At 42.7% G+C, this 20,038-nt stretch carries 28 protein-coding genes and 1 tRNA gene; 12 read left to right on the top strand and 17 right to left on the bottom strand.

Annotated features, from left to right (window positions below):
- Positions 1–47: 47 nt before the first annotated feature.
- Entirely contained in the window at positions 48–731 is a 684-nt protein-coding gene (locus ANME2D_RS05585; RefSeq protein WP_048089694.1) for a lipopolysaccharide kinase InaA family protein, read from the top strand.
- Positions 732–800: 69 nt separating this feature from the next.
- On the top strand, positions 801–1,499 hold the full coding sequence (locus ANME2D_RS05580) for a ferredoxin--NADP reductase (RefSeq protein ID WP_048089692.1): 699 nt from the start codon (positions 801–803) through the stop codon (positions 1,497–1,499).
- 4 nt (positions 1,500–1,503) lie between these two features.
- On the opposite strand, the gene ANME2D_RS05575 is transcribed toward ANME2D_RS05580, so the two are convergent.
- The 5 genes from ANME2D_RS05575 to ANME2D_RS05565 form a co-directional block, all read right to left on the bottom strand.
- Positions 1,504–2,274 (bottom strand): lipoate--protein ligase family protein, encoded by a 771-nt coding sequence (locus tag ANME2D_RS05575; protein WP_048089690.1) that lies wholly within the window; start codon positions 2,272–2,274, stop codon positions 1,504–1,506.
- Positions 2,271–2,552: a lipoate protein ligase C-terminal domain-containing protein gene (locus ANME2D_RS05570; protein WP_052368592.1), complete on the bottom strand. Its 282-nt coding sequence runs from the start codon at positions 2,550–2,552 to the stop codon at positions 2,271–2,273. The genes ANME2D_RS05575 and ANME2D_RS05570 overlap by 4 nt, the downstream gene beginning before the upstream one ends.
- Before the next feature lie 42 nt (positions 2,553–2,594).
- A complete protein-coding gene (locus ANME2D_RS17885) occupies positions 2,595–2,762 on the bottom strand; it encodes a hypothetical protein (protein WP_157833975.1) in 168 nt (55 codons plus the stop codon).
- Positions 2,763–2,930: 168 nt separating this feature from the next.
- On the bottom strand, positions 2,931–3,083 hold the full coding sequence (locus ANME2D_RS17880; protein WP_157833974.1) for a hypothetical protein: 153 nt from the start codon (positions 3,081–3,083) through the stop codon (positions 2,931–2,933).
- A 101-nt stretch (positions 3,084–3,184) separates the two neighbouring features.
- Positions 3,185–4,360 carry an argininosuccinate synthase gene (locus tag ANME2D_RS05565; RefSeq protein WP_048089688.1) on the bottom strand — a complete coding sequence of 392 codons (1,176 nt, stop codon included), beginning with the start codon at positions 4,358–4,360 and terminating at the stop codon, positions 3,185–3,187.
- Between the two features lie 165 nt (positions 4,361–4,525).
- Here ANME2D_RS05565 and ANME2D_RS05560 point away from each other — a divergent pair, with 165 nt between their 5' ends.
- Both ANME2D_RS05560 and ANME2D_RS05555 read left to right on the top strand, forming a co-directional pair.
- Complete coding sequence (locus ANME2D_RS05560; protein ID WP_048089683.1) at positions 4,526–4,936, top strand: carboxymuconolactone decarboxylase family protein; 411 nt, start codon at positions 4,526–4,528, stop codon at positions 4,934–4,936.
- Between the two features lie 8 nt (positions 4,937–4,944).
- On the top strand, positions 4,945–5,229 hold the full coding sequence (locus tag ANME2D_RS05555) for an antibiotic biosynthesis monooxygenase family protein (RefSeq protein WP_048089681.1): 285 nt from the start codon (positions 4,945–4,947) through the stop codon (positions 5,227–5,229).
- Positions 5,230–5,285: 56 nt separating this feature from the next.
- Here ANME2D_RS05555 and ANME2D_RS05550 read toward each other — a convergent pair.
- From ANME2D_RS05550 to tes, 5 genes are all read right to left on the bottom strand, one after another.
- A tRNA-Val gene (locus ANME2D_RS05550) sits at positions 5,286–5,359 on the bottom strand.
- A gap of 75 nt (positions 5,360–5,434) precedes the next feature.
- On the bottom strand, positions 5,435–5,734 hold the full coding sequence (locus ANME2D_RS05545) for a hypothetical protein (RefSeq protein WP_048089679.1): 300 nt from the start codon (positions 5,732–5,734) through the stop codon (positions 5,435–5,437).
- A 189-nt stretch (positions 5,735–5,923) separates the two neighbouring features.
- Entirely contained in the window at positions 5,924–6,163 is a 240-nt protein-coding gene (locus tag ANME2D_RS05540; protein ID WP_048089677.1) for a hypothetical protein, read from the bottom strand.
- A 46-nt stretch (positions 6,164–6,209) separates the two neighbouring features.
- A complete protein-coding gene (locus ANME2D_RS05535) occupies positions 6,210–6,917 on the bottom strand; it encodes a uroporphyrinogen-III synthase (protein ID WP_048089675.1) in 708 nt (235 codons plus the stop codon).
- 18 nt (positions 6,918–6,935) lie between these two features.
- Entirely contained in the window at positions 6,936–8,429 is a 1,494-nt protein-coding gene (tes, locus tag ANME2D_RS05530) for a tetraether lipid synthase Tes (protein WP_048089673.1), read from the bottom strand.
- Between the two features lie 236 nt (positions 8,430–8,665).
- Between tes and ANME2D_RS05525 the strand changes: the two genes are divergently transcribed.
- The 8 genes from ANME2D_RS05525 to ANME2D_RS05490 all read left to right on the top strand — a co-directional run bounded on the left by ANME2D_RS05525 (position 8,666) and on the right by ANME2D_RS05490 (position 15,270).
- The gene (locus tag ANME2D_RS05525; protein ID WP_048089671.1) at positions 8,666–9,403 is read left to right on the top strand and encodes a cytochrome c biogenesis CcdA family protein; all 738 of its coding nucleotides are present in this window, start codon (positions 8,666–8,668) and stop codon (positions 9,401–9,403) included.
- 30 nt (positions 9,404–9,433) lie between these two features.
- Positions 9,434–10,072, top strand: a complete 639-nt coding sequence (locus ANME2D_RS16755) for a class I SAM-dependent methyltransferase (protein WP_052368589.1) — start codon at positions 9,434–9,436, stop codon at positions 10,070–10,072.
- Positions 10,073–10,108: 36 nt separating this feature from the next.
- Positions 10,109–11,014, top strand: coding sequence for a helix-turn-helix transcriptional regulator (locus tag ANME2D_RS05515; RefSeq protein ID WP_048089669.1), 906 nt, complete (start codon positions 10,109–10,111; stop codon positions 11,012–11,014).
- 74 nt (positions 11,015–11,088) lie between these two features.
- Positions 11,089–11,718 carry a hypothetical protein gene (locus ANME2D_RS05510; protein WP_048089667.1) on the top strand — a complete coding sequence of 210 codons (630 nt, stop codon included), beginning with the start codon at positions 11,089–11,091 and terminating at the stop codon, positions 11,716–11,718.
- A 35-nt stretch (positions 11,719–11,753) separates the two neighbouring features.
- The gene (locus tag ANME2D_RS05505) at positions 11,754–11,945 is read left to right on the top strand and encodes a hypothetical protein (RefSeq protein ID WP_048089665.1); all 192 of its coding nucleotides are present in this window, start codon (positions 11,754–11,756) and stop codon (positions 11,943–11,945) included.
- Positions 11,933–12,637, top strand: a complete 705-nt coding sequence (locus tag ANME2D_RS05500) for an ABC transporter ATP-binding protein (RefSeq protein WP_048089663.1) — start codon at positions 11,933–11,935, stop codon at positions 12,635–12,637. The genes ANME2D_RS05505 and ANME2D_RS05500 overlap by 13 nt, the downstream gene beginning before the upstream one ends.
- The gene (locus tag ANME2D_RS05495) at positions 12,634–14,007 is read left to right on the top strand and encodes a COG1361 S-layer family protein (RefSeq protein ID WP_052368588.1); all 1,374 of its coding nucleotides are present in this window, start codon (positions 12,634–12,636) and stop codon (positions 14,005–14,007) included. Before ANME2D_RS05500 ends, ANME2D_RS05495 begins: the two co-directional genes overlap by 4 nt.
- 18 nt (positions 14,008–14,025) lie before the next feature.
- Positions 14,026–15,270: an ABC transporter permease gene (locus ANME2D_RS05490; protein ID WP_048089661.1), complete on the top strand. Its 1,245-nt coding sequence runs from the start codon at positions 14,026–14,028 to the stop codon at positions 15,268–15,270.
- A 7-nt stretch (positions 15,271–15,277) separates the two neighbouring features.
- Here ANME2D_RS05490 and ANME2D_RS05485 read toward each other — a convergent pair whose 3' ends face one another.
- The 7 genes from ANME2D_RS05485 to ANME2D_RS05455 all read right to left on the bottom strand — a co-directional run bounded on the left by ANME2D_RS05485 (position 15,278) and on the right by ANME2D_RS05455 (position 19,726).
- A complete protein-coding gene (locus tag ANME2D_RS05485; protein ID WP_048089659.1) occupies positions 15,278–16,042 on the bottom strand; it encodes a dienelactone hydrolase family protein in 765 nt (254 codons plus the stop codon).
- 85 nt (positions 16,043–16,127) lie between these two features.
- Complete coding sequence (locus tag ANME2D_RS16750; protein WP_052368587.1) at positions 16,128–16,937, bottom strand: DUF1673 family protein; 810 nt, start codon at positions 16,935–16,937, stop codon at positions 16,128–16,130.
- Between the two features lies 1 nt (position 16,938).
- Positions 16,939–17,130, bottom strand: a complete 192-nt coding sequence (locus ANME2D_RS05475) for a hypothetical protein (protein WP_048089652.1) — start codon at positions 17,128–17,130, stop codon at positions 16,939–16,941.
- 103 nt (positions 17,131–17,233) lie between these two features.
- Positions 17,234–17,839: a DUF1673 domain-containing protein gene (locus ANME2D_RS05470; RefSeq protein ID WP_048089650.1), complete on the bottom strand. Its 606-nt coding sequence runs from the start codon at positions 17,837–17,839 to the stop codon at positions 17,234–17,236.
- Complete coding sequence (locus ANME2D_RS05465; protein ID WP_048089648.1) at positions 17,836–18,549, bottom strand: DUF1673 family protein; 714 nt, start codon at positions 18,547–18,549, stop codon at positions 17,836–17,838. The genes ANME2D_RS05470 and ANME2D_RS05465 overlap by 4 nt, the downstream gene beginning before the upstream one ends.
- On the bottom strand, positions 18,546–19,283 hold the full coding sequence (locus tag ANME2D_RS05460) for a hypothetical protein (RefSeq protein WP_048089646.1): 738 nt from the start codon (positions 19,281–19,283) through the stop codon (positions 18,546–18,548). The genes ANME2D_RS05465 and ANME2D_RS05460 overlap by 4 nt, the downstream gene beginning before the upstream one ends.
- Positions 19,280–19,726 carry a hypothetical protein gene (locus ANME2D_RS05455; protein ID WP_048089644.1) on the bottom strand — a complete coding sequence of 149 codons (447 nt, stop codon included), beginning with the start codon at positions 19,724–19,726 and terminating at the stop codon, positions 19,280–19,282. The genes ANME2D_RS05460 and ANME2D_RS05455 overlap by 4 nt, the downstream gene beginning before the upstream one ends.
- Positions 19,727–20,038 lie beyond the last annotated feature (312 nt).

Raw genomic sequence — 20,038 nt, 5'->3', positions numbered from 1 at the left:
ATGATATAAGCATTGGTCGTTACTTCAAAAGAAGCGACGAAGGCTATTTGAATAAAATTGAGCGACATTACGATGAGAGAAAAGGAGATTACATAAGAAAAAGATTTTATAACAGTTTTTTTTCGAATTGCTACTCCGATTTTATTGCGATCGCTGTAGCTATCCCTCTTGGTCTTAAGCCAAAATCAGGTAAGAGCAGGAAGCATACTGAAGCAAAAAGATACAGGGAGTTCAATAAGCGTGGTTTCCCGGTCCCAAAATTGCTGGAGGAAGGGGAGGATTATCTGGATATTGAATTTATCAAAATGAAAGAATTATCCCGCCTGCTAAGAGATAAAAATGCGAGTAAGCAAAAAAAAATTGAAATCGTTAAAAGGGCTGCAGCCGAAATAAGAAGAATACATGATGCTGGCTTTGAACTGGGCGATGCAAACGTGCATAATGTGGGCTGCAGACCGGATGGCAGGATTGTACTCTTTGATTTTGAGCATCAGCAGATAAAAGAAAACAGGGAGAAAGACTACTCAACATTTGCCAGAAGCGCAGCGTATGAGATCCCGGACTCTTCTGATTTAAGAGATATCCTGACTGGCATAGCAGAGGGATATGGCGAAGACCTCACGCGGAAAATAAGCATTGTACCCTATATGTTTGTCATCTTCCTCTTAGAGAATAAATCGAAGAACCTGCTTGAACTGATAAAGGCAAAGAGGCACGGGATCAAACGATAACGAAATACACGATATACAAAAGATAATTATAGAGCAAGTATATTTAATTTAGTATCAGGGAGGAAAACCATGCGTTTTGAGACTACTGTAGAGCAGATAATCCAGCGAACCCCGGATGTTATGAGCTTCAGATTCAACAGACCCGGAGGATTTGATTTTATTGCCGGGCAGTATATGTTCATAACTCTAAAAAGCGGGGGCAAGAAACTGGAAAAACATTTTACTATATCGAGCAGCCCGACTGAATCAGATTATATTGAACTGACAAAGAAGCTGACAGGACATGAGTTCGCAAATGCCCTTGCAGCACTGAAAGTGGGGGATAAGGTGACCATCAATGGTCCTGTTGGGGATTTCACATTTAAAGGTAAATATGATAAAATCGCCATGCTATCAGGCGGTATAGGCATAACCCCGCTGCGGAGCATGATCCGGTATGCTACTGATAAGCAGTTGAAGACTGATATAATCCTGCTATACTCCAACAGGTCTGAGGATGATATCGCGTTCAAGGATGAACTTGATGAGATGCAGAGGAAGAATAAGAATCTTAAGGTAGTGCATACTATAACAAGGCCAGGTGAAAAATGGAAGGGACCCACAGGGCGCATCGATAAAGAGATGATACAGAGGGAGATCCCGGATTACATGGGGCGCATCTTCTATATCAGCGGCCCGCAGAAGATGGTGGATTCCATGACAGCGGTATTAAAGGATATGAAGGTACCGAATAAACAGATAAAACAGGAATACTTCCCTGGATACTGATATACTATCTCAGGTACGTCCACTCATCGGTTTTGTATTTTTTCTCAGCAAGCTCTCTTGCCCGCATAATCTCCCTCTCGCTCCACGTGCCGAACTCATGCTCCTTGTTCTCTGTGTTCGTCTTCGACGCGCCGCAGGCGAACGCTTCGATAAGAGCGCCGCAGACAGCCGTTTTGTCCACGTCGCAGTGCTTTAAGATGCATGTAACCCTCTCCTCCGCGCTATGTATCATCTTATCACTGATCTTCTGCCTGCTCACATTCAACACACTGAACATTATCCTGAGATCAAGCCCGTACAGCAGGGTGCCGTGCTGAAGCAGTACACCCCTGCGTCTTGTCTGCGCGCTGCCTGATATTTTCTTGTTATCCACGAGAATATCATTTATAGGCCGAAACTCAGCAGTGATGCCTATGTGCTCAAGGCCTCTGATTATCCAGCCGCAGATCAGTCTGTATGATTCTATGATATTTTTCGGGAACATGCTGGCAGGTGCAATCACGCTGTAGGTTAGCTCGCCCTCATAATCGTGGTATACCGCCCCTCCGCCTGTCCACCGCCTGATGCAATCAACACCCAGTTCCCTGCATACATCAAGGTTCACCTCATCTCTGATGCCCTGGAAATAGCCAATGGAGACCGCGCATGGTTTCCAGATATAGAACCTTATAGTCGGCGGCGATGAGCCGTCCATTATCCCCTCGCTCACGGCCTCATCAATAGCCATATTCATATAAGCATCATGAACCTCTGGTCTGACTATCCTCCACTTCATTTCAGCGTCTCCCGGATCACAGAGGCCAGCGACTCAGGGCCAATACCTATCATCTGGGCATCATGGGCCTGCGCTATCCCCTGAATTATGGAGGCAATCGTATCTATGCTTGCGTCTTTTCCCAGGCCGATCATACTCTCTTCTATTCTATCCAGAACATCCTCTGGATGCAGAAAAAAATCTCCAGTTATCTTGATTCTTCTGATAATCCCATCGTACTCCACTTCTACTTTTACAAGCTTTCCTTCTTTGACCTTCTGGCTTGTAGATGCAATCACGTCTATAGCTCCCCGATCTATTAAAAATTAGACTGGAAATGTTTACGGGGCTCTTGGCTTTATTTTATTTGAGCCGCAGTTCGGGCACTCGGTTGCACCTTTTTTAATAAATGTCTTCTTACACGATCTGCACCAGAACATTCCGCGTTCCTGTCCCATCGCTGCAAGATCTTCGGGCTTTACTTCAAAAGGTGTATATGTGCTGCACATGATTCCTACCTCCTTTCATAATGATGTTAGTTGCCCTTATATTAAAGTTTTTGCAACTTAATAAAATCATTTATACAATATATATCTATAGATATATAGAAAAGATACATGAAACGACCTGTAGAGGGCGATAGTTATGTATCTTTCCTACAGATCTACTGAACTCAACTAGTATTGTGCACCAGTCGGTTGTTCTGCCGAGCGGTTTCTCAATTTTGCATAGAACTCTTTCTGTCTCTTCTTCTCTGCAGGGTCTTCTTTTGCAACTTTGACTTTCTGTGCATTTTCTGCATTATCCAACGAGCTTTCTAGTCCAACCATTTTTTTTTCACCTCCTTAAAACTGTCACATTTAATCATTACGTAACTTATATTTATACTTATCTTCTTGTATTTCAAGAGCTCAGATTCTTAAGACAGTTACTAACATATCCTTTTAAACATTCGTGCCTGGAAACCATGGTACTTACAATATCCTTCTGCATCCTTCTGATCTATGGTCCTGCTGTCAAACGAGGAGAGATCAGAGGAATATAACGCAAATGGTGATTCCCTGGCAACAACTTTTGCACTGCCTTTATAGAGCTTGACCTTTACATTCCCTGTGACCCTCTCCTGGGTCTTATCAATAAAAGCATTTAAATCCGAGTACAGGGGCTCATCCACAAGACCCTTATATGCAAGCTCGCTCCAGGTTTCGTCAACGAATGATTTAAACCTCAGCTCATCCCTTGTAAGCACAAGCCTTTCCAGGTCTTTGTGTGCTGTTAACAGTATTGTGGCAGCAGGGTGCTCGTAGTTCTCCCTTGCCTTAAGGCCAAGTACCCTGTCCTCGATCATATCCGTGCGCCCTACACCATGGGCACCACCTATTTTATTAAGTCTCTGGATCAGTGAGACGCCGCCAATGCTTTCGCCATTCAGTGATACAGGAACGCCCTCTTCAAAACCTATATCAATCGTCTCAGCGTCAGGCCCTTTCTCCGGAGGAGCAGTCCACTCAAATATATCCTCAGGAGGGATGAAACCAGGTTCTTCAAGGTGACCTCCCTCTATACTGCGGCTCCATATATTCTCATCTATGCTCCAGGGCTTTGATTTCGTGACAGATACAGGTATCCCGTTTTTCTTTGCATATTCGATCTCCCACTCACGTGTTAAGTTCATGTCCCTCATAGGAGCAATGACCTCAAGGGCAGTACCTCTGAACACAGCTTCGAATCTCAACTGGTCGTTACCCTTTCCTGTACAGCCATGGCAAAGAGCATGAGCGTTCTCTTTCTGTGCGACCTCCACGACTTTTTTGGCAATGAGGGGGCGTGCTATCGATGTGCCCAGGACATAGCCCTCATAACTCCCATTTGCCTTGATAAGAGGGATGATATAATCTTTTACAAACTCTTCTTTAGCATCTATCGTGTAATGTTTATTGCTGATCATAGACGCTTTTTTCTCCGCCTGCTGAATATCCTTTTCAGGCTGCCCGACATCTACCGTCACAGTGATCGCATAATCGCAGCAGTAATGTTCTTTTAACAGGGGTATGCAGATGGATGTATCAAGTCCGCCAGAGTAAGAGAGTACTACCTTTTTCATAATCCCGGGCTAAATAGTGCGGAAAGATTAATAGTTTTTGTTTTTTGAAGAACAATCAGTGCCTATGAACCTTACTACGAAGCCAAACGCTCAGCTAAGCTAGAAAGTTAATATCAAAAGGTTTATTTAAAAGGACAAACCATGATTTAATAAAGGAGGTTAGTTACTATGGGAGAATATGAAGATACACTTAGAGATATAGAAAAGAACCTGGGGATGGTTCCTGGTTTCGTGAAGAATGTGCCTGAGGATACCGTCGTCCAGCACTGGCCGCTCTTCAAGAAGTATACCCTTGGCGAGAGCAAGATACCAGCTAAGTACAGGGAGCTTATGGGACTGGCAGTCGCCGCAAACGCAAAGTGTCCTTATTGCCAGCTCTTTCACAAAACCGCTGCCAAGTTACGCGGTGCGACTGATGAGGAACTTGCTGAGACAGGATTTCTGGCCAGCTATTTTGCAGCATGGGGCGATATTATGCATGCCCAGGACTACGACTATGATACCTTCTCCAGAGAACTGCAGCAGATAACCGAGCATCTTAGAAAGGAGCCTCTGCTGAGGAGGGTTGTTATAAGATAGGGCCAGGTATGCCATACTTACTTATAAGACATAAGGTCAAGGATTATGCCAGGTGGAAGCCTGTGTTTGAGGAGCACGGCAGCACACGCAAGGATAAGGGTTCTAAAGGAGGTTATCTTTTCCGCAGCAGTGATGACCCTGATGAAATCGTAATCCTTCTGGAGTGGGATGATCTTGGGAGGGCCAGGGAATTTGCCCGATCTGAAGATCTACGGCAGGCAATGAAGCGGGCCGGTGTTTCCGATAAGCCAGATGTGTACTTTCTCGAAGAAATTGAACGAGTATCCGTGTGATTGGTGGGCACCAGCGGGTGAAAGTATTCCTTCGAAAAAAGCGATTTGAACTTATATGGGCCCGCTGAGATTCGAACTCAGGATCTTCGCCGTGTGAGAGCGACGTCATAGCCGACTAGACCACGAGCCCAAAGATGGCAGATTATAGCGTGTATTCCTAATAAGGATTTGCATTTAACGTTAACAATATCGATTAACCTCAGTATCACTGCCCGGAATCAAACATCTTTACCAGCCTCACATCTATCAATGAGTCATTATCAGCCTCCAATCCCTTTACCCTTAGAATATTCCCTTTCCAGTTGATTAATTCAGCAGAAGATATCTGGACCTGATGATTATCAGGGGTTTTATTGCTCTTATGTACTATCAGGAGAGATATTCCTTTTTCAAGTTTTTGTGTGATGTTTTGAAGGATATGCTCGAAATCAGAGTATATCAATATATCAGCTAAACCTGCATTAGATTTTTTAATTACACCGATAGGTTCTATATTTAAATTCAACCGTAGCACCCCATTAGCGTTTTTGAGCATGATGGCAGGCGAGGGATTGTTATTTATGATAGTATACCTTGAAAGGCCCCCATCATACTCACATACAAATATACAATACTATAATATATATCTATCCATTTTAATAATAACAATAATAGTAATGGTAATAATTATTAAATTATATATCAGAGGATGTTCCTACTTCTTTCTCTTGCCCTCATGTATCTTTTTGATTTCTTCCTCTGCTGCCTGCATTTTTGTTCTGTTCTCCTCGTATATCTTTGAGATATTCTCCATCGCGCGCTCAAGTCTTTTTTTGAGTACGAGCAATTCCTGTGTTGAGAGGTTGTAGTCGGGAGTATTCTCAATCCATAACTGCTCTATGTCTATGAGGGCGTTAATGGCAGCCTTTGTCCTGTTTACGGTGTTCTCATCCATAGGCTGCTATAATCCTTTTTCTTAAATTAAACTTTGCACAGCAGGATCAGGAGTGCGAGTATGCTTTTTTGGGCGATAGAATGCCCAGGCAATCCTCAAGCGTACCATTCCCTACTATATCCGGGACTACCCCATACTCTCGCATTGCATCAGCGGTCTTATGCCCGATTGCTATGACTTTGATATTTTTTGCATGGTCCTGGTTAAAACCCGAATATTCAAATGATCTGGCGCTGGTGAAGATCACTGCATCCACATCTTTTAAGACATCTGTAAACATGTTCCCTGCAGGTTCTAACCTGTAAGCTGGAGCCTCTATTACTATTGCCCCTCCTGATATCAGGGACTCTATCAATCGCGTGTCCTGCACCTCTGCTCTTGCAATTCCTATTGTTTTTCCGCTGATATCACCAAGATACCCGGCAAAATTCTCGGATGAGAACCTGGTTATAACCTCACTCGATAAGCCGTGTTCTTCCACCCGCATTGCTGTCTTTGGGCCTACGCTTACTATTCTTACACTTTTTCCTGGCTTTGCTTTTTCAAAGAGTTTATCAACTCCGAGAGCGCTTGTGAAAATAAGGATATCGATCCTGCCTTCTGAGACCATCTCAGCCAGACGGGAGAGGGGCTTTGGGTCTGTGGGTCCTGCTGCACTCATTGTGGATATTATGAATACTTCATGACCATACTGTTTAAATAGCTCGGTGATACCCCCGGATTTTTCCTTAAGTTTGGTAACAGCGATTTTCATATAACTGAAGATCACACATCAAATCTTAAACACTTCTCTCTTAACAGGTGTTGCAAACTTCATTTCCACTTCAGTCCTGTATATCGTATTGTATGTGCAGAATGGTATGATCCTGCCATCAGGCGTGGCATAATGGACAGCGCATCGTTTTATCCTCTCAAGGTCGATATTGTATAAATCCATAAAATGCATAGCTCCAACGAAGAGCGTATTCTGGTTGAATTCTCTAACAGCCTCTCTTGTCCCTTTCGTGAGAATATTAAGGATAAGTTTTTTAATATCTATCGATTTTGGTGCTTTCCTCATATCGATATACTTCGGCAGCGCAGAAATAAGCCTGCCCATTCTTTTTATTTTAGCAAGCGATCTGCCGATCCATTTGTATTTCTCCTGTGCCAGCTCATTGATATACTCAATAATCCCCTCCACATCGACAAAGCGAGTTAAAGGTATCATTTTTCCATCCTCGATGCAGACATATATTCCAGAACCACAGTGCGGATGTACCGTGAATTCAAAATTAGGGACACCCTGATGGGTTGAAGCGAAGCGGGAAACGGGCACGATAAAGGGAACAGGATAGAAATCCTCTGATGTAATAGCTCCGCCTGTCTGTTCTTCTATCAGATCGAGTAGATCGGGAATAGTTATTCTCCTCTTCATCCTGTCTTCACTATGTACCCTTCCTGTAAAGGAAATTGGCTGGAAATTAACACCTTCAACCGTATCTCTGTTATTTACTGCAAATCTGATGATATCTCCTACCTGACCGTCGTTTACACCTTTTGCGAGTGTGGGTACAAGAAAAACACTCCTCAGTCCTGCTGCTCTGCAGTTCTCTATAGCTTTAAGTTTTAATGGAAGAGCATTGTATCCTCTTGTGATCCTGTAGGGTTCCTCTGTTACCCCGTCAAACTGCAAATAAATAGTAGTGAGACCTGCTGTTGCCAGATCCTCGCAGAATTTCTGGCTCTGTGCAAATCTGATGCCATTGGTTGCCATCTGGATCTGCCCGAATTTAAATCCGTGGGCCATCTTAACGATCTGGATGATGTCCCTGTGCATTGTCGGTTCTCCGCCTGTGAACTGAACGGCCGGACACGGCACAGGCTTCTCGTTCCTGAGCATCTGCATCATTACCCTGATCTGATCGATGGATGGCTCATAGAGATAGCTGGATGATGAAGCATTTGAAAAACATACAGGGCAGGCCTGGTTGCATCTGTTTGTAACATCAATGTTTCCCAGGATAGTAGTTGTTCTGTGGGCTGAACATAACCCGCATGATTCAGGGCAATCTCCATTTGTGGATATATTCGGATTTGTTACTCCAGTTCCGTCATGCCAGTAATGATCAAACCGCTTAAACTGCTCTGCGCTTGACCAGTATATATCCCTGAAATATCCATGCTTGCTGCATGTTTTTTCTATCATGATCTCTCCGTTCTCTTCGATAATCGAAGCATCGATCACAGTAAGACATTCAGGACATAATGATTTTGTTGCTCTCATGAGATTAACCCCTTTTTAGGAGAGGACTGAACTCGGTACCTACACTCTGGCCATTTGATTGAAAAACACTCCTGCCTCTCCTGGCTGATTCAAATCAATTGCTTTAATATATATAAGAAATTACACTATTTAAAACTTGCTTGATTAAACAGATAGACCCTAAGCTATATATTACTTTACATCATACGTAAAGCCATACTTATATATCCAGCTGGATATTGCGGTGGTAGACTAAAATGAGCATAGAACCTTCAGCACCCTCTATAATCCTGGTTTTTGTAGCAGGCTTAGTGACTATACTCAAGCCCTGCTGTCTTCCGCTCGTTCCTGCTGTGATGTCAGGCTCAGCAGGAGGCAGATTTCGACCATTAGCCGTTGTATCAGGCCTGACACTCAGCTTTACTATCATGGGTACTCTTGTATCCGGCTTTGGCGCAGTCTTTGCATCTCTTGCTGATTATATGCGCAGCTTATCTATCCTGTTCATAATAGGAATGGGTGCTGTGCTCTTTGATGATGACATAAACGTTGAGTTCATAAAAATCTCAAGCTCAATAACACAGGGCTTAAGGAATAATATCGGGTTTTTAAACAGATCCTCATCAAATATGCCTGAGGGAGGTCTCTTTGGCGGCTTTTTCCTGGGCATGTCTTTAGGTGTCGTCTGGATTCCCTGTGTTGGCCCGATACTCGGCGCTGTGCTTGCGTATGTCGCCTCTGTGGGCAATGTATCCTACGGCGCATGGATGCTGTTTGTCTATTCTGTCGGCATGAGCATTCCCATGCTGTCAATAGCCTATTATGGTAAAAAGGTCACGAATAGATATAAATGGTTCATGAGGAACGGAGAGGTGCTTAAAAAACTCTCAGGCCTTTTACTTATAGCGGTCGGGATTATGTTGCTGTTCAATATAGATAAACTGCTGATCAGGCTGCTTTCACCCTATTTCCCGACTACGTTTTACGGGATATAGGCTTATTTTAATAAAGAGAGTAGAATAGTGATGGTACATAGAGAGGAGAAATACTGGAGTAAATATGCCCGTAGTTACGATGAAGGTGTAGAGTATGTTGTTGGGAAGACTCTTCGTCAAGCAATTGTTAAAAGGTTACTTGGAGAGCGTGATCTAGGAGAAGTTATAGAGTTTGGATGCGGAACAGGATATTTCACTAAAGTAATAGCCAAAAATGCAAGGAATATTATTGCCACAGACCTGTCGGATGAGATGCTGGAAGTGGCAAGGATTCACTTAAAAGATTTCCAGAATGTAACTATACAAAAAGCTAATTGTGAAAGCACATCTTTTCCATCGCAAAGATTTGATACCGTATTTATGGCTAATGTAATACATACTATCGAAAATCCCTATAAAGCACTTCAAGAAAGTCACAGGATTTTAAGAGATGGAGGGTTATTACTTATTACATCCTATACGGATTACGGAGTGAATTGGTTTGAAAAAATAGAATTAAGCCTCAGGTACCTCCAGAAGTTTGGTATGCCACCAGGCTATTATCGAAACTATTCTCCTAACGAACTTGCTCGCCTTGTAGAAAATGCTGGTTTTAAAGTAGAGGAAATTCAACTTATAAGTAATAAAGCAAAAGCATTATATTTAAAGGGTAGAAAGTTTAGTAGCTAACATTTTTACATTAAGTATCCATAATAGTGCGTTAGCATGAACGTTCGAATACTCCTGTTCCTGCTGATAATACTGGTAACCTCAGCGGATGCACAGGAGACGATAGGCGAGGAGCAGATATTGCTCAATGGGTATGTAGACAATTCAGGGAAAGTACTCCTGACAGGCTATGCTACGCCTGAATCCCTGTCTTATATGCCTTTCTTAAATGGCATAAAATACACTTTTGATAACAATACTAACCAGCTCTATGCTGTTACAGATATGCTGACATCAAAGAGCGCAGATACATGGTCGTTTAACTTCTCTTTAGATGGTTACTACTCAGATTACTCTTTAGTGCTCTATCTTCCACCTGGTTCTGAGATAACGAGGTTTGAGATACAACCTGAACTCAACTATCAGTTCCAGATAAAGGAGGACTCGCTTGCCTTATCCATACAGGGATACAGGGTAGTATCACCGTGGATCAGAGTGAACTATAAACTGCCAATCGATGTACCAGACCAATCAAAAGATCTATTTACCCCGCTGGTCTCTATATTACTAATTATTTTGCCGGCTGCTGGAGCTACTTTTGCGTTTTATAGACACAGAATACATAAAGGAACAGCTATTCATGAGAAGAAAGAAACCCAGAACCATGAAGCAGAGATAATACCTGTAATACCTGAAACAAAAGAAATCCATGTCACGGGAGAGATGCGAAAGGTCATAGATACTCTCTCTGATAAAGAGCGAGCGATAATAGGCCTGTTATTAAGGAGAGGTGGCTCTGCAACCCAGGCTGATATTCGATACGAGACAGGGATACCAAAATCTTCACTTACAGGCATAATAAACGCTCTAAAGAGGAGAAACATAATTAAAAAACATGAATACGGAAGGACGAACTTAATCGAACTTTCTGATTGGTTTTTATCAGAAAATGAACTGAAATAAAGCTTATTTCATATCAATGTTCTGCATCGAAGTTAAGTATCGTTCAGTCCAAGTGGGCATTCAGGGTGAATAAAATGAAACTAATCACAAAAACAGCAATACTTTTTGCTGCTGTTATGCTTGTTTCGGCAGTAACCGTGTTTGCCCAGCCCTTTGGTATGGGCATCGGTAGAGAAAGAGGACCTATAAAACTGTTTGCTGAGCCTATATTCATGGGACAAGAAAGAGGACATGTAAAACAGTTTGTTGAGCCTGTACTCATGGGACACGGGTTTGCACTGGATGAAGATCAGTACCACATCCTGCATGTGAATGTCATAAAGACCAGGGAGGCATCACCGGGCTTTATCCGTTCCCTCCTCTGGCAGAAGAAAAGCCCGGAAGAGATCGCAAAAGAAATAAATGATGCGGAAATGTCGACCATGACCAGGGCGGATCTCAGGTTTGCAGGCCAGGCATATGCCCTCAACATAACAGGCTATGACGACCAGTCTCTTACCGGAGATGTACTGACGCTCCCCCCGGATGGGACTGACCGGACGGGCTTTACGCCAGCAACAGTAGGACACATCTCCTTATCAATATCAGAATATGAAGGCGAAATGCTCTCAACAGGAACTCTGACCATGAACGGTACGGATTACAAAGTCCTGATGACCTCTCCAATGAAACTTAGAATAATGGTAAGGAAAGATAGTACTTGATCCCCGACAGGGGATTCGTATAAACAAGGTTTACTATGAGAAGTAAGATTCTGGCAGTTTTGCTCATCCTATCGATTTCAGGGAATATTTACCTGGTCTCTCTAATCCAGCCAGAGCAGAATAATCTTCAGGAGCCTGAAGTCTACAGGCTGAAGATGGTAGATATTGAGAGCAATCTGAACAGCACTCCAGGACAGTATAAACCGGTGATACGATGGATACCATAATGAAAATGCACGATGTCTGGAAAATTTACAGGATGGGCGAAGTGGAAGTACCTGCACTGAGAGGAGTAAGCGTTGAAATAAAGAAAGGAGACTTTGTGGCTATCATAGGCGCTTCTGGAAGCGGCAAGTCGACAATGATGAACCTGATAGGCTGCCTGGACGTTCCTTCCAGAGGCAGCGTATATCTCAAATCTCAGGACATCAGCAAACTGGACGAATCAGACCTGGCATCATTAAGAGGTAAGACTATCGGTTTCATATTCCAGCAATATAACCTGATTCCGTCAATGTCTGCTTTTGAGAACGTGGTACTTCCTCTGGAGTTCCTGGAATATGATGATCGGGAAGCAGCAAACAGGGCAAGAGAAATACTGATATCTGTAGGACTGGGCGACAAGATGCATCATCGACCAGCACAGCTCTCTGGAGGTCAGCAGCAAAGGGTATCCATCGCAAGAAGCCTGGCAGGCGATCCTGAGATCATCCTGGCGGATGAGCCAACAGGGGCCCTTGACAGTGTTGCAGGTATAGAAGTTCTGAATATGCTTCACAGATTATGGAAAGAGCAGGGGAAAACGATCATAATGGTCACTCATAACCTTAATCTGGCGAAATATGCCCACACAACAATTGAACTTAAAGATGGGCAGATAACAAGAATATCTGAAAATGATGAGGTGAATAAAAAATGAAAAAAACAATGTTCACGGTTTTAATGGTCGTGGTACTGGTGGTTTACGTTCCTGCAGTTTATGCAGAAATGGGAAATTTAGTGGACGCTACAGTGATATCAATAAGCGTTGTAAACTATGACCCTGATCCTGCGATAGCAGGAGATGTTGTAGAAGTGCGTTTAGGTGTTGAGAATATCGGCGGTATGACTGTCAACAATCTTATGATAGAAATTGTGCCTGAGTATCCTTTTGAGCTTGTATCCGGTGAAAGCGCAGTTCAAAGCATCGGAATAATCCAGGGTTATAAGGGACAATCAAATGAAAATATAAAGATAGTAAAGTACAGATTGCGGGTCGACAGAGATGCTCCTGCAGGCAGTTACGAACTCAAAGTTAAGTATTATGAGAGCGGTGGAAGTGCTGCGACTCAAAAAAGTCTGTCCCTTGATGTTAAGAGCAAACAAAGTGCTGAAGTAATCCATATTGACAAGACAGCGCTTGTTCCTGGAAAGCAGAGCAGCCTGAAGTTCACGATCAATAACGTAGGAAATGCACCGCTGCGGGATCTGACCTTCAACTGGGAGAATGGTAACAACATTATTCTTCCTGTCGGAAGCGACAATACCAGGTACATTAAGTATATTGATGTTGGCGACAGCGCTGATCTGGAATATCAGGTGATTGCAGATACCAATGCGCAGCAGGGATTATATAAACTGAACTTATATTTGAGCTATTATGACTCTATAACAAAGGAAGAGAAGAAGATTTCAACAATTGCGGGAGTGTATGTTGGCGGAGGAACTGATTTTGATGTCGCTTTCTCTGAAAGCACAGGCAGTGAGACATCTTTCAGTGTTGCCAATGTTGGAAGCAATCCTGCATATTCGGTGTCGGTGATCATTCCCGAGCAGAGAAGCTGGAGAGTGAGCGGCTCAAATTCAGTCATAATAGGAAACCTGAACAAAGGGGACTATACGATCGCAAGCTTCAGATTGCAGTCATCAATGGGCACTACGACTTCCCAGAATAGAACAGCCAGAAGCGATGCCAGTCTCCAGGGAAGTCCTGTGCAAAGAACTATGAACAGCTCATCTGAAACAGTGCTCATGCAAATCGCCTATACTGATACTATGGGAGAAAGAAAAATAGTTGAGAAAGAAATCAAACTTGGACTTCAGAGTATGGCGGCTGCTGACGGGCAAATGGCTATGCAGGTACGAAGAGGAACTGTACAACAGGAAAGTGTATTCTCTAATTACAAATGGTATTTCTTCGGAATAGTTGTGCTTGTGGGAGGAATTATAGCCCATCGAAAGTACAGGAGTCGAAAATTGATTGATCCAGATTTCAAAATAAAGGATATATTCAGAAGCAATACGAAATGATAATCCCTGCAGGTTAAAATGAAGCTTGAAAAATGTTTCATGCATGCTTTTAATATGGCGCTTCACAGCAAGCTTAGAAGCTGGCTTACTATACTGGGCATAGTGATAGGCGTTGCTGCAGTGATTGCCATTATATCGATGGGAGAAGGGATGCAGCAATCAATGACCGCTCAGTTAAGCGGTCTTGGTGGCGATATTGTGACGATATCACCAGGTTTCTCCCGTGGTACGGGCATGTTTGTTATGAGAGGCGGTGGAGGCGAAGGAGGTTTTTCAGGTGGAGCTCAGGCAACAGACAAAGAAATAGTATTGAGCAGGAGTGATCTTCAGGCATTGAAGGGCATACCAGATATCGCGCTGATTGATACAAATATCAGAGGCAGTGTGGAAGTTTCCTATCGTGGCAAAACAGGCAAAGTATCTTTAACAGGCGTTGATCAGAGGGTATGGTCTCAAATTACTACGAATAAAATAAAAAGTGGTCGGATGCTTGATTCTGCTGATCAGAATGTAGTTGTTATAGGAGGAAGGCTTGCATCCTCTTATTTTGATCAGCCAATCGGGATAAATAAGATGATCACGATAGAAGGAAGCGCCTTCAGAGTTGTGGGAATTGTGGATGACCAGAGCACGAACATCTATATGCCGATCCAGATGGCATACCAGGTGATCGAAGACAAGAAAAACGGCATCTACGACTCTTTTGTTGTTAAGATCAAGAACGAAGACCAGTTAGATGAAGTGATCGCGAAAATCGAGAGCAAGCTTATGGTAGCAAGACATGTCACCCAGAAAGACAGGGATTTTTCGGTTTCTTCAAGCAGGCAATTCCAGCAAACAAGAGCAGAAGCGCTAAGTTCATTGAATGCATTTCTTGTCGCGATTGCAGCAGTTTCATTGATCGTCGGTGCTGTCGGGATAGCAAACACCATGTTCACTTCCGTCCTTGAAAAGACAAAAGAGATCGGGATAATGAAAGCTATTGGTGCGCGCAATCCTGACATTTTGCTGATATTCCTGTTCAATGCAGGGTTTATCGGGCTTGTTGGAGGGGTCATAGGCATAATCCTTGGGACAATTCTTTCAGGCTTTATGCCTGCACTTATGGGAAATCTTCCTCTGATGAGAGGTACCGCAATAGTATCATTGAACTCAATAATTATGGCATTATCTGTATCGATTACAGTGGGAGTACTTGCAGGAATAATTCCCGCATATCAGGCATCAAAATTGAAGCCTGTTGACGCCTTAAGATATGAGTAAGGTTATATTATTCTTTCAGCGTGCGGTCAAAAAATGCCACCATCTCTCTGTAGGCATCCCTTGCTACGAGACTCTCCGATAGCTCGCCATTTTCGATCATGAACCCGTGGGGCTGGCCCTGGTAGACCTTAAGCTCAAAGTACCTGTCAGAAGCATTCAGTGCCGTAGCATAGCGGTAGATATCAGCGATCGGGCTTGCCTGATCATGTGTTCCGTGTATCATTAACAGTGGTGCTTTAAGCTGCTCTATCATATCCGCAGGCATGGACTGGTTTGCAGGTCCGCCAGAATAGGGGAAGCCGTACCAGGCGACTCCTGATTTGAATTCATCTATCTGGGGAAGAAAGAGCATGGTGTACCTTCCACCAATACAGAATCCCGTAAGCCCTATATTGCCGTTGACGTCTGGTCTGGTGCGCAGGTAAGCTTGCGAGTCGCGAAGGAGCTGTTCCACAGTATCATCCCCTGGCCTTTGCTCGAAGGTCTGCCACTGCGGTGAGAGTACAACATATCCCTCTCCTGCTAACTTATCAGTCAGGTTGCGGTAACCGGGTTCAAAACCGTTAATTGAGTGAAGCAGCACTACAGCAGGGTTCTTTCCCTCTCCGGAGGGTGCTGCGAGGTAAGCAGGATAAGTCATGTTCCCGCTTTCAATCTCTACAGTGGTGCCACTGACCTGATAACCCTCATCTGTGTCGCGGTCTACAGTCTCCACACATCCTGAGATTACTACCAGGGCTATTATCAGAGAGCCAAAAATCAATATCTTCATAATAGAACCAACTCCAACATAAATTCTTATCTGTGAGGATATAAATTTTGTGTACGAAGTGAGACCATCCGACTTCCTCTATTATTTAATTGAGTACCTTATCAAGCCCTATCATTACCGCTATTCCGACTATCACAGAGATGGCTACGATTGCTACCCATATCAAGAAACTCCTCCTGTCCATCCTGTATAGATAATCAGGTTCCTCAAAGCCTGCCTTCTTGAACAACACTGCTAATATCAACATAGCCACTCCAAGAGCCGTAATACCTTTAAGCAGAGGCATCAGCGGAAGTTGAAGGACATAATACCGAATAAGCACGAAGGCACAAGCTGTTGCAAAAAATAGCATCAACTTAACACCTGTGGGGCGGTTAAGCTCAAATACTTTTCCAAGTTTTAAACCTATGAATAAGAGAATAAGGATCCATGCCCTTTGCAGTACAGGGTATTGAATGGAGAAATAAAGATAAATCACATACACCGTAATCAGTATTATCAATTCTCGCAATGGTTTGCTATTTTCAAAGCGGTGTATAGCTGGACTCAATACGTTCTTCCTGTACCAGACCTGGATTGAGAAATGAACAAAAGTTACAATCAGCGCCAGAAAAGGTGTGGCGGTTATGCCTGTTTTAATATAACCGTACATGATCAATCCCCCGACGCCAATAAAAGCATAGAAGAAAACAGCAATCGATCGTAACAGTTCTTCCTTTACGATGTAGTCCCATTCGAATAACGATTTTATATACCTTTTTGAGGGAGATCCGTCCCCATCGCTCATTGGTATGTTGAAATCATCCCCGCACGATTGCGACTTTTTGATATTCATACTGGCATTCGGGCACCATCCCATCAATTTTTTTACTTTATCCACTATATTCAACGACAATTCAATCACCAGAGCCCCTTTGTCGCCTTTCTTCCTTCTTCAAGAGATACATCAATAAAGTCCCTAACAAAAAACCGCTCACAATCCCGAAAGACAATATCCAATTAATGTTCCCGTCCATGAAGTAGCTAAAAAGCATTGAAAAAATAAATGCTGTTATTGCCATCAGTATTCCCTGCTTAATCAGATTCATTTACTGCCATCTCCTCTATTCCAGATAATAACAAATATAATAAAGCCTATCAACCCGCCGATTAGTCCGGCGGCTAATCCTTTCATTAGCTGTTTGATTAGAATCACTTTCTTCCACCTGTATCTACTGCGTAAAAAGATGTTTTTTCCACTATCAGGGTCTTCCTGTTTTTCCGTTCCCAGTAAACCACCTCAAGGTACTGTGTCCAGACAAATAAGAATAAACCTGAGATAAAGGCGTAATACCCGCTGATACGTATCCCAGTTTTCACCCGAAAAAAAACAATTACAAAGATAATTACAGCTATTGATCCAAATATTATGATGTAATTAATAACCTTCTTTCGTCTGGTAATTTGCAGTTCCCTGAACTCTCCTGCTGCAGCTTTATTGAGCCTGCGCCATTCGGTTATTCCAAATACTATACTGGAGATAATTCCCGCTATCAAGCCAGCCAAGAAAAAGTTCATGTTATCTTTTCCACTTAAAGTGAAAAAGTAGATTGCTCCCAGCGTGGCAATAACTGAGTTAAATAGAATCCTGTTGTGATATTTGTTCCACCATCCTGCGGTGATGTGAGTTAATTCTCCACCACTATCGGGCGCATTTACGGCCAGGTCATCGAACTGCACGGATTTTCTTATCGTAAGTGCACCCGCATTCGGGCACCAGCCCATGATTTTCCGGATATTTTCAGAAAAAGTTTTCATTGGTACTCTCCTAATTTACTTACCAGCTCTTGTGGATTGTCAACATAAATAGTGACTTCTCTCTTCGTTCTTGAAGTTATTTTAAGGAAATTCTCAAAAGATGACCTGATGTACCATTTATAGAATAGTACTGTAACAAATATCACCAACGCAACCTGTAAAAATATCCGGAAGATGAAATATGAAACAGTGTCATGTGCCGTAGAGCGGGATAATGTATCTATTGCACCCTTTGCCCAAAATATCAGAGCAATTATTACAAGCGAAATTATTACACGACGAAATCTGCGGTTAGGATTCTTCACGACCTCAATTTTCAGAATGTCATCTTTTGATATTTTTACAGGCTTAAAGAGCGGTCTTCTAATGATTAATGCGTTTGAAGCAAACTCCACTGTGGTCTTGTCCTGAACAAATAGTATTACTGAGGTTAGAAAAATTGACAAAACTGACAAAATGGCAAAATATACGGGGATCGGGAAAACTAAGCCTGCAATTAAAAAAATGAAGAATGCTGCAGAACCAGCATATAAAACCGTAGAGAACTGATAATCCGTGATTATTTTCATCGTCTTGCCAGCATGTGCGCCCTTTTCATAAAATGAGATAAAATATTGCTCATGCTTTTCGGTATTGACAATCTCCCTGGTAAAATCTTTTTGCGGACACCAGCCTATGAATTTCTTAACTTTTTCCGTAATGCCTGTCATCGTTCCAGTGCCTCCTTAAAAGCATCGAACTCAAACTCATTTCTTGGGCATAGCGTGATGCTCTTATTCCCTGTATCTATCTGGATAGCTCTTGGGTAGTAGGAGAGGCGGGAGTGCCTGTAGAACATTATTATAAAGAGAGAGATAAAGAATATCGTTCTTGCAATGCTCATTACTGCATCTTCCAACGCTATGGAACGCGCTATCTGCTGATACAATAAGATGATCTGCATAAGACTGATAAACAGGATCGATAAAATAAGTACGATATTAACCCAGCTATGTTTTTGCTTATAGATGATATTGTCTATGTTTTTTACATTCTTTATCTGGTTTTTTGGGATTTTTATAGACGGAAGAAACGGCGTCTTTATCAGCAGCTTTTCAGAATTGATCGAGACCCTGTAACGATCAGACAGAAGAAAAAAAAGTATCAATGCTGCCATAATTAGCATGGTTCCAAGATAGCTAATAGGCGTTCTATCTAGATAATCAGTAAAAGATATCCAAAAAAAAGAGAAAAACATGGTTAATAAAATCGCCAGCATTCGCCAGTCAAGCATATACAAAGGCACATCTATTTGCTCGATCAATCCACTGCTTTTCAGGGCTGGATTTACTATTAAAAACTGAGAGCTCGCCGAACCTTTAGTTTGCGCTTGAAAAAAATCATCATCCTTTTGCGGGCACCAGCCCATCGTTTTTCTTATTATCTCGGCTACATTCTTTATCATGCCAACCTCCTTAATTTCTCGAACAGCTCATCGGCCAGTTTCGTTGGGTCATCGGTTTTCTCAAGCCTGAGCTTCATCTCATCCGCGAAGTCCCACAGCATTTCAATGCACCTTGCATATCTCTTACAAGCGCCGCAATTCCCTTCATGCTCGTACCATACCTGCACCCCGTGCTTTGCTGAAACGAAAATAATAGTGCTGACGTTGAACGGCACTGAGTGACCGAACAGGATGCCGCGCTCAGGTTTTACCTTTTCCACTTCTATCTGGTTTGCATGCGCCATCTCAAGCAGCGTCTTTTTAATTCTCTCATCCATAGTGAGAATCGCCCTGGATACCGCCTGCTTGGATATGTTGAATAAGCGCGCAATGTTGATATTGGGAAGACCACTGCGCCGCAGCCTCCATAACTCAAACTGTCTGTCATTTAAAGGCAGGAACATAAGTCAATATATGTATATTGACTATTTATAAATTTTGCATGATCTGAGACCATCCTCCAATTCAGATGCTGTAAATGTATGGACTCGTATCTCACCGCAGAGTTGGCTATGAACTGCTGTTTATAGATGACAATGAAAAAGACGATTAACAACGAACTCAAAACGAACTTAAACGAACTCCAGCTCGAGTTCGTATCGAGATAAGGCCAAATGACCTCTTGATTTAAGTTCCAATTATTTAAATTATTCAGTATCTACTCAGGTTTTTTTAGAGCTGTTTAGCTCCTAATATTTTGCCTCATTACTAAGTTT

The organism is Candidatus Methanoperedens nitratireducens (assembly GCF_000685155.1).
GTDB classification, from domain to species: Archaea; Halobacteriota; Methanosarcinia; order Methanosarcinales; family Methanoperedenaceae; genus Methanoperedens; species Methanoperedens nitratireducens.
The sequence above is the reverse complement of the archived record's forward strand: the minus strand, read 5'-3'. Positions and strand labels throughout refer to the sequence as shown.